Annotated in this window: 13 protein-coding genes; 10 read left to right on the forward strand and 3 right to left on the reverse strand. The window is 60.9% G+C overall.

The window, feature by feature from the left end:
• The first annotated feature begins 5 nt into the window (after positions 1-5).
• The 8 genes from AWB64_RS04565 to AWB64_RS04600 all read left to right on the forward strand — a co-directional run bounded on the left by AWB64_RS04565 (position 6) and on the right by AWB64_RS04600 (position 6531).
• Positions 6-1055 (forward strand): acyl-CoA dehydrogenase family protein, encoded by a 1050-nt coding sequence (locus AWB64_RS04565; protein ID WP_244163927.1) that lies wholly within the window; start codon positions 6-8, stop codon positions 1053-1055.
• A complete protein-coding gene (locus AWB64_RS04570; protein ID WP_060817435.1) occupies positions 1043-1831 on the forward strand; it encodes a PIG-L deacetylase family protein in 789 nt (262 codons plus the stop codon). The genes AWB64_RS04565 and AWB64_RS04570 overlap by 13 nt, the downstream gene beginning before the upstream one ends.
• Positions 1828-2433, forward strand: a complete 606-nt coding sequence (locus tag AWB64_RS04575; RefSeq protein WP_060817436.1) for a class I SAM-dependent DNA methyltransferase — start codon at positions 1828-1830, stop codon at positions 2431-2433. The genes AWB64_RS04570 and AWB64_RS04575 overlap by 4 nt, the downstream gene beginning before the upstream one ends.
• 201 nt (positions 2434-2634) lie before the next feature.
• Positions 2635-3666: a LacI family DNA-binding transcriptional regulator gene (locus AWB64_RS04580; protein WP_060817437.1), complete on the forward strand. Its 1032-nt coding sequence runs from the start codon at positions 2635-2637 to the stop codon at positions 3664-3666.
• Positions 3663-4937, forward strand: a complete 1275-nt coding sequence (locus AWB64_RS04585; protein ID WP_060817438.1) for an AGE family epimerase/isomerase — start codon at positions 3663-3665, stop codon at positions 4935-4937. The genes AWB64_RS04580 and AWB64_RS04585 overlap by 4 nt, the downstream gene beginning before the upstream one ends.
• A complete protein-coding gene (locus AWB64_RS04590; RefSeq protein ID WP_060817439.1) occupies positions 4934-5854 on the forward strand; it encodes a carbohydrate kinase family protein in 921 nt (306 codons plus the stop codon). The genes AWB64_RS04585 and AWB64_RS04590 overlap by 4 nt, the downstream gene beginning before the upstream one ends.
• A 91-nt stretch (positions 5855-5945) precedes the next feature.
• Entirely contained in the window at positions 5946-6176 is a 231-nt protein-coding gene (locus AWB64_RS04595) for a hypothetical protein (protein ID WP_060817440.1), read from the forward strand.
• Positions 6177-6285: 109 nt separating this feature from the next.
• Positions 6286-6531, forward strand: a complete 246-nt coding sequence (locus AWB64_RS04600; RefSeq protein WP_060817441.1) for a hypothetical protein — start codon at positions 6286-6288, stop codon at positions 6529-6531.
• Here AWB64_RS04600 and AWB64_RS04605 read toward each other — a convergent pair.
• Positions 6528-7151 carry a glutathione S-transferase family protein gene (locus tag AWB64_RS04605; RefSeq protein ID WP_060817763.1) on the reverse strand — a complete coding sequence of 208 codons (624 nt, stop codon included), beginning with the start codon at positions 7149-7151 and terminating at the stop codon, positions 6528-6530. The two genes, AWB64_RS04600 and AWB64_RS04605, sit on opposite strands and share 4 nt — an antisense overlap.
• A 255-nt stretch (positions 7152-7406) precedes the next feature.
• Here AWB64_RS04605 and AWB64_RS04610 point away from each other — a divergent pair, with 255 nt between their 5' ends.
• Positions 7407-10976 (forward strand): indolepyruvate ferredoxin oxidoreductase family protein, encoded by a 3570-nt coding sequence (locus tag AWB64_RS04610; RefSeq protein WP_060817442.1) that lies wholly within the window; start codon positions 7407-7409, stop codon positions 10974-10976.
• Between the two features lie 89 nt (positions 10977-11065).
• On the opposite strand, the gene AWB64_RS04615 is transcribed toward AWB64_RS04610, so the two are convergent.
• On the reverse strand, positions 11066-12385 hold the full coding sequence (locus AWB64_RS04615; protein WP_060817764.1) for a sensor domain-containing phosphodiesterase: 1320 nt from the start codon (positions 12383-12385) through the stop codon (positions 11066-11068).
• A 430-nt stretch (positions 12386-12815) separates the two neighbouring features.
• On the opposite strand from AWB64_RS04615, the gene AWB64_RS04620 reads away from it, so the two are divergent.
• Positions 12816-14495, forward strand: coding sequence for a Na+/H+ antiporter (locus AWB64_RS04620; protein WP_060817443.1), 1680 nt, complete (start codon positions 12816-12818; stop codon positions 14493-14495).
• A 276-nt stretch (positions 14496-14771) separates the two neighbouring features.
• On the opposite strand, the gene AWB64_RS04625 is transcribed toward AWB64_RS04620, so the two are convergent.
• The gene (locus AWB64_RS04625) at positions 14772-15092 is read right to left on the reverse strand and encodes a hypothetical protein (protein WP_060817765.1); all 321 of its coding nucleotides are present in this window, start codon (positions 15090-15092) and stop codon (positions 14772-14774) included.
• Positions 15093-15643 lie beyond the last annotated feature (551 nt).

Consider the following 15643-nt stretch of genomic DNA (forward strand, 5'->3'; position numbering starts at 1 on the left):
TCACCATGCAAAGAATGACTGACGGCATCGCGACTTTGTCCGCGCTCGATCCGTTTTTGCGCGAACTTCGCTTCAAGCGAGGCTCCCCTGACGATACCGCGCACGCGCTCCAGGCATTGATCGACGCGGGCCTCGACCGCCTGCCGCTTCCCGGCCAAGGCGCAACGCTCGAGCGCTGGCGCGCCCTTGCCGCCGTCGCCGCGTGCGACCTCGCGCTGGTCAAACTGTTCGAAGGTCACACTGACGCGCTCGCGATCATGGCGGAAATTGGTGATGGATTTGTTCCAGCGAATGGCCAGGCATGGGGCGTCTGGGCCGCCGAACCGCCGGCAGCACGACTCGCCGCAAAGGCAGCATCGAATGAGCAGCGGGAAAACCTCACGCTTCACGGCTCCAAAGCGTGGTGCTCGGGCGCGGCGGCGTTGAGCCACGCGCTGGTTACCGCATGGAACGAACGGGACGAACCCATCCTCGCCGCCGTCGATCTGCGCCAGCCCGACGTCCGTGTCACGAACGAGGGCTGGATGGCGGTGGGAATGTCCGCAAGCGCTAGCGTCGACGTTCACTTCGACAACGCGCGCGCCACGCGAATCGGCGCGCCGCGCGCGTATCTGGAACGCGCGGGTTTCTGGCATGGCGGCGGAGGTATTGCAGCGTGCTGGTTTGGCGCCGCGGCGGCTATCGGCAACTTCGTGAAACAGGAAGCAACGCGCCGCGCCGATCCCTACAAGCTCGCCCATCTCGGCGCCATCGACACCGCGCTTTCCGGCACGGCCAGCCTCCTGCGAGAAACGGCCGCGCAGATTGACCGCGAGCCGTATGCGGACGCCATGCCAGGCGTTTTTCGCGCGCGGCTGGCGGCGGAAAAGGCAGCGGCCGAAGTGATCGAACGTGCGGGACGTGCCCTTGGCGCTGCGCCACTTTGCCGTAACCGCCATTTCGCCAGCTTGATGTCCGATCTACCCGTCTTTATCCGGCAGAGTCATGCCGAACGCGACGAAGCCGCGCTTGCAGAACGGATTGTCAAAGAGGAAAGCAGCGCATGGAACCTGTAGTGACTCACGTGCCAAACGAAAAGGAAAACGACCGGGCAATCAAGGGACGTGGCACGTCAGAAGCCGCGTGGCAAAGCACGGACCAGCTTTCGACCCTGCCCGAAGTCGAGCCAGAAACGCTTGTGCCGGTTGGCGCGCGCGCTGTAATCGTGGCCCCGCATCCCGACGATGAAATCCTTGGCACGGGCGGGTTGCTCGCACGCCTGTCCGACCTGGGCCGCAAGGTGCTGATCATCGCGGTCACGGACGGCACGGCGAGCCATCCCGATTCACCTGAATGGCCGGCCGCGCGCCTCGCCGCCACGCGGCCGCAGGAAACGCGCGACGCCCTGCAACGCCTGCGCATGCGCCATGTCGCTTTGGTCCGGCTGCATCTGCCGGATGGCGGCGGCGAAATCTTCGAATCAGACCTGTCGAGAGCGCTGGAGGCGCATCTGGAGCCCGGGGACGTGGTGTTCGGAACGTGGCGCTATGACGGCCATCCGGATCATGAATCGGTGGGTCGCGCGGTAACGGCCGTTGCGGCTGCGCTGGACCTGCCATTCGTGGAGGTGCCAGTGTGGACATGGCATTGGGCCACGCCCGATGACTCGCGCGTGCCCTGGAGCCGCGCGCGCCGTATCGTGCTGGACGAAGCGACACTCGCCCGCAAAGTTCACGCGCTGAAGGCGTTTCGCAGCCAGATAGAGGCCGATGGCTCCACGGGCCGCGACGCGATTCTTCCCGAGCATGTACTGGAACGTCTCACGCGGCCCTACGAGGTTGTCCTGATATGACCACTGAGCCGAACGCTCGCGAATATTTCGCCGGGCTTTATCAACGCAGCGACGACCCGTGGCTGCTGCGCGAGCGTTGGTACGAACGCCGCAAGCGGGCATTGACCCTCGCCGCTTTACCCGACGAACACTACCGCCGTGCCTATGAACCGGGCTGCGCAAATGGCGAATTCACGGCGGAACTGGCGACGCGCTGCGACTCGCTTCTCGCGGCGGATCTGAATCCCGCCGCCGTGGATCTCGCGCGCCGCCGGGTGGCGCATCTACGTCACGTAGAAGTCGAACAACGCGCGATGCCCGACGACTGGCCAGACGGCGAATTCGATCTGATCGTCATCAGCGAAGTGGCGTATTACCTCACCCTGGATCAGTTGAACCTGCTTGCCCAACGGGTGACGTCATCGCTGGCAGAGGGCGGGACGGTCATTGCGTGCCACTGGAGGCGGCCTATCGAAGGCTGGCCTCATACCGGCGATCACGTTCACGCCGAATTGCACACAAAACTTCTGCTCCCGGCGCTATCGCACTATTCGGACGACGACCTGGTGCTTGACGTGTGGTCGTCGAACAAGGCATCCGTACATCAGCGGGAAGCGCGCTGAATTTCATTTACTAAACAAAGAAGACAACCGAAAGCCTTATCGAATAAACGTTTACGGGTTTTCTCTAGCACCTGTCCGGGAAAAGCGTCCATCGGTTTACTATACAATCGCCACGATCATGCGAATCTCACTTCGTCGGTAAACATCCGGCACGTGAGATTTCATAAACCATAGAACACGCATGCGGAGATTGAAAGACAGATGGGTACAACCATTCGTGATGTCGCGCGCGCGGCCAGCGTGTCGATTGGCACGGTATCGCGGGCGCTGAAAAATCAGCCGGGTTTGTCGGAGGCAACGCGCGAACGCGTCGTGGAAGCGGCCCGGCAACTCGGCTATGACGCCGCCCAGCTTCGTACGCGCATCCGGCGCGTGACCTTCTTGCTGCATCGTCAGCACAATAACTTCGCGGTCAGCCCCTTCTTCTCGCATGTCCTGCACGGTTTCGAGGAAGCGTGCCGTGAGCGGCGGCTGGTTCCGTCTGTCCTGACCGCCGGTCCAACACACGACCTCGCGCAGCAAATGCGGCTTCATGCGCCTGACGCTGTTGCGGTCGCTGGGTTTATCGAACCGGAATTGCTTGCTCACTTGCGTTCCATGAACCGGCCGGTCGTGCTGATTGATCTGCACGCGCCAGGATTTCGTTCCGTGAACGTGGACAACACGCGCGGCGCGGCGCTCGCGATGCAGCATCTCTTCGCGATGGGCCGAAAACGCATTGCGTTCATTGGCGGATCGCTGGCGCATTACAGCATTGCGCAACGGGCGATGGGGTACAGGCTCGCGTATTTCGAAGCCGGCATGCTTTTCGATCCCACGCTGGAGATGACCACGCAACCGGCCATCGAGGCCGATATCGCCGCAGCCGACGCCATGGAACGGCTTATCGCGCAAGCTCACCAGCAATCCAGGCCGCTGCCGGACGCGGTTTTCGCCTATAACGATGCAGCGGCGCTCGCCGCCATGCGCGTCTGTCTGGCGCACGGGCTGCGGGTTCCGGAAGACGTCGCGTTCGTCGGTTTCGACGATATCCCCGCCGCCGCGCAGAGCACGCCGCCCCTGACCACCGTCACGGTAGACAAGGAAGCGCTCGGCCGGCGCGGCGTGGACCTGCTGCTGGAAACCGCGCAAAACAGCGACGCGGACACGAACATCACCACCGACACGCTTGTGCCCGTGCGCCTGATTCCCCGCGCGAGCTCGGCGACAACACGGACACAGACATCGGTATGAACTCAACCGCGTTCCAGGTGGCGGACCGGGCCGAACCGGATTTCCGCAGCCGCGATTTCCTGCTCGATCACGTGCGCCACACCCTCGCGTTTTATGAGCGCACGGCCCGCGATCCGTCGGGCGGTTTCTATCATTTCTTCAAGGACGACGGCACGGTCTACGACCACACCACGCGCCATCTGGTCAGCAGCACGCGCTTCGTCTTCAATCACGCCATGGCCTTTCGCCATTTCGGCGGCCAGCATCACCAGGACAACGCGCGTCACGCGTTCGCGTTTTTACGCAATGCCCATTGGGACGCGGCGAACCAGGGCTACGATTGGGAAATCGAGTGGCGCGACGGCGCTAAACGCACACTCGATGGCACCCGGCATTGCTACGGCCACGCGTTTGTCCTGCTCGCTTGCGCGCACGCCGCCATGGCCGGTATTGCCGAAGCGAAGCCTTTGATCGATGAAACCTTCCAGTTGATGGACCAGCATTTCTGGGACGCCGAAGCCGGTCTTTACGCCGACGAAGCCACGCCCGACTGGCAGTTGTCGCCTTATCGCGGGCAGAACGCGAACATGCACGCAACCGAAGCGCTGCTCGCCGCGTACGAGGCGACCGGCCACGTGCTCTATCTGGATCGCGCGGAGAAGATTGCCGGGAACATCACGCTGCGCCAGGCGCGTCTCGCCCATGGTCTTGTCTGGGAACACTTTCATGCGGATTGGTCTGTCGACTGGCATTACAACGAGTCCGACAGTTCCAATATTTTCCGCCCGTGGGGTTTCCAGCCCGGCCACCAGACGGAATGGGCGAAACTGCTGCTGATACTGGAGCGGCACAGGGCGTTGCCCTGGCTAGCGCCGCGCGCCATAGAACTGTTCGACGCCGGCTTCAACCGCGCGTGGGACGAACAGCACGGCGGCCTTTACTACGGATTCGGCCCCGACGATTCCATCTGCGACCACGATAAATATTTCTGGGTGCAAGCCGAAACCTTTGCCACAGCCGCGCTGCTCGGCAAGCGCACGGGCCTGGAACGCTTCTGGGATTGCTACGACGAACTCTGGCGTTATTGCTGGGCGCATTTTGTCGATCACAAACATGGCGCGTGGTTCCGCATCCTGACATGCGACAACCGCAAATATGGCGACGAAAAAAGCCCTGCCGGAAAGACCGATTACCACACCATGGGCGCGTGCTACGAAGTGCTGAACGCACTCGCTCCGGCCGTTGCGCCCCAGACTGACGACACCGCCGAAAAAGAGACGGCCAAACAATGAACGCGACGACCTCGACCTCCGCCTTCCCTCAATTCGTTTCGGCCGGCGATATTCTCACCGACCTGATCCGCACCGGCCCGTCCAACTGGCTGTCGCGTCCGGGCGGCGCAGGATGGAACGTGGCACGCGCCGTCGCGCGGCTCGGTCTGCCGACGGCATCGGCCGGATCGCTCGGCACCGACAATTTCTCCGATGAACTCTGGGACGCGAGCGTGGCCGCAGGTCTCGACATGCGCTTCATGCAGCGCGTGGAACGGCCGCCGCTTTTGGCAATCGTCCACAAGACGCAACCGCCGACCTACTACTTCATGGGCGAAAACGGCGCGGACCTCGCGTTCGATCCGGCGCTGTTGCCCTCCGGCTGGATGGACTCAGTCAAGTGGGCGCACTTCGGCTGCATCAGCCTCGTGCGCCAGCCGCTTGGCGACACGCTCGCGCAGCTCGCCGCGCAACTGCGCGAACACGGCGTGAAAATCAGCTTTGACCCGAACTATCGGAACCTGATGGAGCACGGCTACGAACCGACCTTGCGCAAAATGGCGGCGCTCGCCGACCTGATCAAGGTCTCCGACGAAGACCTGCAACGCCTTTTCCCCGACATTGCAAACGAAGCCGACGCGCTCGCAAAAATCCGCGCGATGAATCCGCAAGCCACCGTGCTCGTCACGCGCGGCTCGGCACAGGCAACACTGCACGCCGGCGAAGAAAGCTGGAATGCAACGCCGCCGAAAGTCCAGGTCGCCGATACGGTTGGCGCGGGCGACGCGTCCATCGGCGGCCTGCTTTACAGCTTGATGAAGCGCCCGGGCGGCTGGCCCGAGCATCTGCGCTTTGCATTGGCCGCTGGCGCCGCAGCCTGCCGGATGTCGGGCGCGCATTCGCCTTCACTGGAAGAGGTCGAGGATTTGCTGGCCTGAAACGTGCGCCTGCCTGGTGAACTCGAGACGGTAATACGCGCGATAAACACGCGTGCTAGCATCGTTTTCAACCTTCGGCCGGGAGCGCATCATGGAAGACACGATCTACACGAAAGGCATTTACACCGCGACCATAGGCGTTCGTCCCACGGACGACGGTCAGTTCCAGGGCGTGGTCACGCTGGTGCGGGACGACGGCGGGGACGGTGAGGATTCGGAACCGAAAACCTACGATGTCGCCGCCACATCGCTTTCCGAAGAAGAGGCTCTTGAAGAGGCCCGCGCGCTCGCGCATCGGATCTTGGGCGAAATCGAACTCTGAACGTGTGCGGCGGCCCGGGATTTTCCATGCCGCCCTTTCTGCCTGAATCCGTTTGAATCCGTTTGAATCCGTTTAGATCCGTTTAGATCCGTTTGGAGGGAGACTCAGCATGTCGGAACAACTCTTTCTCTATGGCGTTTACTCCATCCACGTTCGTCCCATTGAATTGCAGGGAACGCGCTGGGATGCCGAATACGAAATCCGTCATCTCGACAAGGCCGTGCAGTCGTGGAAAACCGTCGGCGGTGACAATGGTTTATCAAGTCCAACCGACGCCATAGACGCCGCGCACGTGCAGGCCGTCGCCGACATTGAAGCCGGCGCAGGAATCCCCAAGCCAAAGACGTTTCCTTAACTCCTGGACGCAGCCGCCGCTTTCTGCGCTTCTGCTTTATCAATCGATACCGCGCGCTCGTGCGCCTCGCGTGCACTCGCCCGTTCGACATACTCGGACAACACGCCGCCCGGCTCTATCAGTTTTGCCATGTACGCAATCTGCAGCGTGCTTGCAACGAGGATATCGGCGGCTGTGAACCGTTCGCCAAGCAGCCACGGCCCATGCGCAAGCGCCGACTCAATTGCCTTCTCCACGCGGCCGAGATCGCCCCAGCCAAAACTCACGCTGTTTCCCGGCGCCCCGATCATCTTTTCGGCCATCGCGGGTTCGAGGCATGCGCCGGTGAAAAACATCCATTGAAGAAAACGGCCGCGCAGCGGGTCGCCGGACGCAATGCCCAAGTTGGATTGAGGGTATTTATCGGCGAGATAGAGGAGCACCGCGCCCGACTCCGCGACGCAAGTGCCGTTGTCGTCCAGCGCAGGCAGCTTCGACATGGGATTCACTGCACAGAACGCCGGCTCGTTCTGTTCGCCCGCGCGGATGTTCACGTAAGCGAACTCGTAAGGCACGCCTAACTCCTCAAGCATCCATAGCGCACGAAACGCGCGTGTTTTCGGCCAGTAATAGAGCTTCATGAGCGAATGGTCCTTTTCGTGGCGCCGCATTGTCCCGCAGCAAGAGCATTGAGATTACCCGCTCCCGAACGCTTTGCCGTGCGGGTTAACCACACGTTAGCCATTCGGTCAGCTTTTTCTGCTCATCCGCGGCAATTAAGATCGGTTTCATTGCGCTGAAGCGCGCATGGGCTTGATAAACGCAAAAAAACTCCGTTTATGTCGAGGAAGAATGAAGATATCCCTCAAATCCAACGATAAAACGCCGGAGACTTCATGAACGCGCGTGTGCCTTTTGCAGAACATCCGCCGCTTGCCGCCTATCAACTCACCGATAACCTCAACGCAAGCCAGGGCCGAATTTTCCTCACCGGAACGCAGGCGCTGGTCCGCCTCGTCCTGATGCAAAGGCAACTCGATCGCGCTGCCGGATTGAACACCGCCGGTTTTGTAAGCGGCTATCGCGGGTCTCCGCTCGGCATGGTCGACCAGCAGTTGTGGAAAGCAAAGAAATTGCTAGCGTCACACGACGTGCGCTTTCTTCCCGCAATCAATGAGGAACTCGGCGGCACGGCTGTACTAGGCACGCAGCGGGTCGAATCCGATTCCGAGCGCACGGTCGATGGCGTGTTTGCAATGTGGTATGGCAAGGGCCCGGGCGTCGATCGCGCCGGCGATGCGCTCAAGCACGGCAACGCATACGGCTCGTCGCCGCACGGCGGCGTGCTGGTCGTGGCTGGCGACGATCACGGTTGCGTTTCGTCGTCCATGCCGCATCAGTCCGACCAGGCAATGATCGGCTGGCACATGCCCGTGGTAAATCCATCGAACATCGCCGATATGCTGGAATTCGGTCTCTACGGCTGGGCATTGTCGCGTTTCTCGGGTGCGTGGGCGGGGTACAAGGCGATATCGGAGACGGTGGAATCCGGCTCGACTGTCGACCTCGATGCGCTGCAGACCATTTTCCCCGCGCCGGAAGGGTTCATCGCGCACGAAGGCGGATTGCACAATCGCTGGCCCGATTTGCCGAGCCTGACCATCGAAGCGCGTCTCGCCGCGAAGCTCGACGCGGTGCGCTATTTCTCGCGCGTCAATTCCATCGACAAATGGATCGCCCCAAGCCGCCACGCGAACGTTGGCATTGTGACGTGCGGCAAGGCGCATCTTGACTTGATGGAGACGTTGCGCCGTCTCGACTTGAGCGTTGCTGACCTCGACGCCGCCGGCGTGCGGATCTATAAGGTGGGTCTGTCGTTTCCGCTCGAAACCACGCGGCTCGACACGTTTGTGGAAGGCTTGTCGGAAATGCTGGTCATCGAAGAAAAAGGGCCGGTGATCGAGCAGCAGATCAAGGACCATTTGTATAACCGGACACAAGGCGCGCGGCCGATTGTGATCGGCAAGAACGCGCAGGATGGCGCCACGTTGTTGAGCGCACTAGGCGAATTGCGCCCGTCGCGCGTGCTGCCTGTTTTCGCCGAGTGGCTTGCACGGCACAAACCGGCGTTAGACCGGCGCGACAGGGTCGTTGACCTGGTTGCACCGCAAATCCTCTCCAATGCCGCCGATACCGTCAAACGCACGCCGTATTTTTGCTCCGGCTGCCCGCACAATACATCCACCAAAGTGCCTGAAGGGTCGATCGCGCAGGCCGGAATTGGTTGCCACTTCATGGCGTCATGGATGGAGCGCGACACGACCGGCCTGATCCAGATGGGCGGCGAAGGCGTGGATTGGGCATCGCATTCCATGTTCACGAAGACGCCGCATGTCTTCCAGAATCTCGGCGACGGCACGTACTTTCATTCGGGAATCCTGGCTATCCGCCAGGCGGTCGCGGCGAAGGCCAATATCACGTACAAGATCCTGTACAACGACGCCGTGGCGATGACCGGCGGCCAGCCCGTGGATGGCAGCATTTCCGTGCCGCAAATCGCGCGGCAGGTCGAAGCGGAGGGCATCGCGACGCTGGTCGTGGTCAGCGACGAACCCGAGAAATACGACGGTCATCACGATCAGTTTCCAAAGGGCACGACGTTCCACCACAGAGGCGAACTGGACGACGTCCAACGCCGGCTGCGCGACATCCCTGGCGTGACCGTCCTGATCTACGACCAGACTTGCGCGGCGGAAAAGCGGCGTCGCCGCAAGAAAGGCGAACTTCCCGATCCGGACAAGCGCTTGTTCATCAACGAAGCCGTGTGCGAAGGCTGCGGCGATTGCGGCGTGCAGAGCAATTGTTTGTCGGTGGAACCGGTTGAAACCGAACTTGGACGCAAACGGCGCATCGACCAGTCCTCGTGCAACAAGGACTACTCGTGCGTGAACGGGTTTTGCCCGAGCTTTGTTACGCTGGAAGGCGCGAAGCTCAAGAAGGCAGCCGGCAGCGGCTTCGATCCCGATGCGCTTGCGGCCCGCGTCGATGCGCTGGGGGAACCCACGCTCACACTCGATAACGCGCCATACGACATCCTGATTACCGGCGTTGGCGGCACGGGCGTGGTGACGCTCGGCGCGCTCATCAGCATGGCGGCGCATCTTGAAGGCAAGAGCGCGTCCGTGCTCGATTTCATGGGCTTTGCGCAAAAAGGCGGCGCGGTGCTTTCATTCGTGCGCTTCGCCGCCACCGATGCCTTGCTGAACCAGGTTCGCATCGATACCCAGCAAGCCGACGTGCTGCTCGCGTGCGACATGGTCGTGGGTGCAAGCGCCGATGCCTTGCAAACTGTCCGGCATGGCCGCACACGCATTGTCGTGAACACGCATGCAATCCCCAACGCCACGTTTGTGCAGAATCCGGACGCGAATCTTCACGCCGGATCCTTGCTGGAAAAGATGCAGCACGCGGCGGGCGCGGAGCGCATGAACACGTGCGATGCCCAGGCGCTGGCGACGCGTTTTCTTGGCGACACCATCGGCGCAAATATCTTGATGCTGGGCTATGCATGGCAGTTGGGGCTCGTGCCCGTGTCGCACGCGGCGTTGATGCGCGCTATCGAGCTGAACGACGTTGCTGTGCCCATGAACACGCTCGCGTTCAACATCGGGCGCCTGGCCGCAGCGGATATCGAGGCGCTCGAATCACTGCGTAAAACCGCAATTGCGCCCCGTGTCGAGATGAATGCAATGCCGCTTGACGCATTGATCGCGGATCGCGAAGCGCGGTTGCTGGCATACGGTGGTTCGCACTATGTGACGCGATACCGGTCGCTGGTTTCGGCTACTGCCTCCTCGGGAAACGATGCCGTGACGCGCGCCGTCGCCACGACGTTTTATAAGTTGCTCGCCGTGAAAGACGAATACGAAGTCGCGCGGCTTCATACCGACCCGGCGTTCCGCGCGGCATTGGAAGCGCAGTTCGAAGGAACCGCGGGGAAGGACTTTGCGGTGAAATTCAATATGGCGCCGCCGGTTTTATCGAAGGCGAAAAATGGCGGTGCGCCGCGCAAGATGACGTTCGGGCAGTGGTTGTGGCCAATGCTCGGTGTGATGTCGAAGGTGCGTGGCTTGCGGGGTACGGCTTTCGATCCGTTCGGCCGGTCGCTGGAACGCAAGATGGAGCGCGAGCTTCCGGGCGACTATGAAATCACCATTCAACGCGCGCTAAAGGTGCTGACGCCGGAGGACGCCAGGGATGTCGAAACGCTCGCGCTGCTGCACGAACGCGTTCGGGGATACGGGCATGTGAAACTCGCGAATCTGTCGATGGTGAAGCGCCGCGAACGCGACTTGGCAACGAAGCTGGGAATTACGGTACAGACGGGACGCCACGTGAAGGCATCGCTGGATGAAGTCAAGGGCGCTGGCGCACTAAGGGGAATTCCGGTTGTGGTGGCGAAGTGAAACAGGCGTGAGCCGAAAATCAAACAGCCCGTGCGGGCGATCCGATTGCGATCTGATCGCACCCACGGGCTGTTTCGTAAAGGCTCGACTTACTCGTCCTCCACTGGCTCCCAGTCGATATCCCCGCAAAGCACGACCCGTTGCCCGCCCATGCGCGTCTCCACCGACAGCGTCACGCAAGGCAGCGCCTCATTGATCGATAAATAAGGCTTCGTCACATGTACGCGATCCGGCGCGCCAAGCGCTTCCCGGAAATAAGGCCGCCGCAGCCAGTTCGCGCCCTGTGCGTCGATCAACGGCAGCAGTCGCGCCTCGTGTGCCGCCCGATCCGCCCGGAGCACCACGTTCCGGCCTGCTTGCCGCCCATTGGCATCAAGCAGAAAACATCGTGCGGCGTTATCGAGCGCGAGGAAATTCCAGCAGACTTCCTCCAGCGGCTCCCCCGCGGCCAGACGCTCGGCCGCGCGTTCGAAAGCGCGCACGTAAGGTTGCAGGCGGGTCGCAACGCGCCGCTCCTTCGCCTCGGTCTGCAGGCGAAACCGCTCAGTCAGTTCGCTCATCAACGTGTGCGCCTGAGGCGCATCGGCGAGACCCGGATTGGGCCGGCCGAAGAAAAAACCCTGCACGAAGTCCGCGCCGCTTGCGAGCGCCAGTTGCGCCTCGTGCTCGGTTTCCACGCCTTCGATCAACACCAGCTTCCCCGCCTCGTGCAGCAGCGAAACTACGCCGCACAGGATGGCCTCCATATTCCGGCGATACTTCGCATGGCTCGCTCCATGTAGCGTATGCGCCGACTGCGCGGCATGCGACAACATCACCCGATCCAGCTTGACGATGTCCGGATCCAGTTGCCAGATCCGTTCAATGTTCGAATGCCCCGCGCCAAAGTCATCGAGCGCGATCAGAAAGCCGTGATCGCGAAAATGCTGCACGGCTTCGGCGAGTTTCTCGATGTCGTCCGCCCGATCCTCCAGCACTTCGAGCACCACGCGCCGCGGCTCAATATTCAGCCGCTTGAGGTTCGCCAACAGCGCTGCCATGTGATACGGCTCGGTCAACGCGCCCGGATGTACGTTCAGGAAAAGCCATTCATTCTGCGCGCCCAGCACGTTGAAATTCTCGAGATGCAGCGCCTGAGCCAGACGATCGAGCTGCATTGCCTCGCCCACGCGCGCGGCCTGGCCGAACACATCGAGCGGCGACACCACGCGGTCAAGCGCATCATGTGCGCGCAACAACCCTTCGTAGCCGACTGCCCGCATGTGTGAAAGGCTGAACACCGGCTGAAACACGCTCGACAGCGTCAAATTCGCATGCTCGACCGAATAGCGGTCGAATCCCGACGTCACGCTCAATTCAAAATTGCGTGGCGATACTGGCTTGATCTTTTCCGGATTCGCTATTGCCATCTTGCCGTCCCCGCGCGGATGCACGTCTGCGTTTTCCGTTCGCGCATTCCATCCTCTCGCAGTCCGTCCTTTTTTATTACCGCAATCGATTGCGTTCCCACTCGCTCCGCTCGCGCCTTGAATCCTGATTTCATACACTGCCCTCGATTATCTTTAAGCGGGGAATCTACGTGTCCCGTCTCTTTCGATAAAGCAAGCTCCGTGCTCACGCGCCCTCACAGGTTTGCCGATCTTTCACGGCGATGTGCACCGAGGCGAGACGCCTGCTACACGGAACGGCGTGCGATCCGCACCACCGCAGTGCACATTTCAGTTTTTGCGGTCTCAGCCTGGTTCAGACCCAAGAAACACGTCCAAGATAAACTTTGGTCCTTTGTTATCACAAGAGCGTGTCGGGATGAAGTACCCGCGCGCCTACTGCTCTGAACCTATGGATATCGTTTTCACCGTTCTCATCCTGATGCTGGCTGTGGCGTTGTCCGGCTACATCACGAGCGCGCTTGCGAGCAAGCTGCCGTTCACATTGCCCTTGCCGCTGATCCAGATCGCAATTGGCGCATGCCTCGCGTGGCCGGGTTTCAGCTTGCACGTCACGTTCGATCCCGAGCTTTTCATGATGCTCTTCATCCCGCCGCTTTTGTTCGCCGATGGCTGGCGTATCCCGAAGCGCGAGTTCTTCATGCAACGACGCGCGATCCTGCTGCTCGCGCTCGGCCTTGTGTTCATGACGGTGGGAGCGCTCGGCTGGTTTCTCCACGTGATGATTCCTGTCATGCCTTTGCCCGTTGCGTTCGCGCTCGCGGCAGTGTTGTCTCCGACAGACGCAGTCGCGCTCAGCGGCATAGCGGGCAAAGGACGCATTCCGGCGAACCTGATGCACATTCTCGAAGGGGAGGCGCTGATGAACGACGCGTCCGGTCTCGTCGCGCTGAAGTTCGCCATCGCGGCCGCGCTGACGGGCGTGTTCTCGTTGCGGGCGGCATCGATCAGTTTCGTAGTGATCGCTGTCGGCGGCCTTGTGATCGGCGCGGCGATCAGTTGGCTCGCGACCACTATTCCACGGCGGATCGTGAAGATGTCCGAAGACGATGACCCTGCCGCCGGCGTCATCCTTACGTTGCTCATTCCGTTTGCGGCCTATCTGATCGCGGAAAAACTTGGCTGCTCGGGCATTCTCGCGGCAGTGTCAGCCGGCATGATGATGAACTTCCAGAGCCTGCGTGAAATCGTCCCGACGGCGTCGCGCATTCGCATGACGAGCACCTGGACGATGATCGAATTTGTTTTCAACGGCATGGTGTTCATTCTGCTTGGCCTGCAGTTTCCGCACATCATTGGACGCGCGTTGATCGAGGCGCATCACGATGGTCTCTATCAAGTCGGCTTGCTGCTGGGGTATGTGGCAGCAGTGGTCATCGCGCTTTACGGGTTGCGCTTCGCGTGGGTCTGGGTGCTGCGCTGGGTCGCGAGCCGCGGCGCCGCGAAGCACGGCGTAGCGAACGCGGTGCCGGGCGCGCGCACGCTTGCCATGACGACAATTGGCGGCGTGCGGGGCGCGGTCACGCTCGCGGGCGTCTTGTCCTTGCCCGAGGTTCTGCCAAACGGGACGGCGTTGCCGGGACGCGATCTTGCCATTTTCATTGCATCGGGCACGATCTTGATGTCGCTGCTGATCGGCGTGATCGGCTTGCCGTTGTTGATCAATGGACTCAAGCGCCGCGGCGATCCGCACGCAGCCGAGGAGCGCATCGCGCGTCGCCACGCGGCGCAGGCAGCGATCCGCGCAATCGACGCAGCGCAGGAAAATCTGACTGGCCAAATGGATGAAACCGGCGCGGCACACTGCGCGGATTCGACGGCGCGCGTGATGAGTTTGTATCGGCGGCGTCTTGAAGGGCTCGGCGATGAAGAAGAGTCCCGCCGTGCCGCTCGACAAAGCGAGATGGTGGAAACGAAGCTGAAAATGGCTGCGTTGCGTGCGGAGCGAGCAGAGCTTCTAAAATTGCGCACGCGTCAGGCCATCAACGATGAAACGCTTAACAAGCTGATGCGCGAGATTGATTTGTCCGAGACCGCAATCGTGACTCGGAAGAAAGGGGCGGGGGCTTGAGGGAAGGTTTTGATTGGATCGAAGATTCGATACGATGATCGCGGAGCCATCGCTTTCAACGGTTGTTGCAATTCATTAATGGGATTAATGGCCGTTTCAGCGTTTCAAGGTAAAACGCTGACTCGACTTCTCAATAATTGAGATGTAAAGACTTTAGGCAAACCAGCCGTAAAGTTGCGCACTTGTAGCAATTACCACAGCCTATGCAAGGTAAGCGCATGCCGCTCTCGACCTGCGCTTACCCCTATTCACGGCTGGGGGTCAACTTTGCAACTATTACTGGCCAGCGGCCGGCGATACTACGCTCGGCGTCGCCAAAGTATTGTTGCTCTTGGGCGGCGCGCTGGAGCCAGAGGTCGTGTTGCTGTTCGTGCTACTCGGCAAACCTGAATTCGGCGACCGGTTGCCCATGCCGCTGTCCGAGTTAGTCGCGCCCGGTGTGCCGTACCCGCCTGTTGCGCTATTCGTCTGATTTGCCGGGCTGGCCGTGCTGCCCGATGTGCCGCCACCTGATCCGCCGCCCGCCTGTGCATAAACACTTCCCGACAGCGCAAGGGCGGCGACGGCCGCGATTAGCGTACTCATTGCCTTGTTCATGATCCGTCCCTCCTTGATTGGAATGGAATTCAGCCACAGACGGTCAATCGCCTGCTTGAGCATGATGAGAGCAGTTACCGTGCCGCGGGTATTTATCGCAACATTGTTTAGTGTTGGAGCGCGCGACTTTAATCTGCGTTTCAGGAGTCCGTTGCGTTGTTCAACAGCGCCGCGTGCGTTTTCTACGCTGGCCAGAACTGGGCAGATGTAATTGACCGATAAGGTCTCCCGTTGGAAGCGGCAACTACCCGGTGACTCATTTCAGTTCCCGTGCAAAGAAGGCCGATGCTTTTTTAGCGGCACCTATTCGCTTGGTCGGGACAAACAGACCGCTACGGCCGACGTCCAGAAACAACGAAGCCGACCCTAGGTCGGCTTCGTTGGAAAGGATATCGTTGCACTTCGTGAGTCAAGACTATCCTTGCTGCAAAAATACGGCTTTTGCTTGAAGGCGTTTGAACACTTATGAATTCCTTGGTGGAGAGGAGGAGGATCGAACAATCTCGCTGAGGCAAACGGGACGGGCATCACGCTCGCCAGAAATTCCAGAG

The sequence above is a fragment of the Caballeronia sordidicola genome, from assembly GCF_001544455.2.
GTDB classification, from domain to species: domain Bacteria; phylum Pseudomonadota; class Gammaproteobacteria; order Burkholderiales; family Burkholderiaceae; genus Caballeronia; species Caballeronia sordidicola.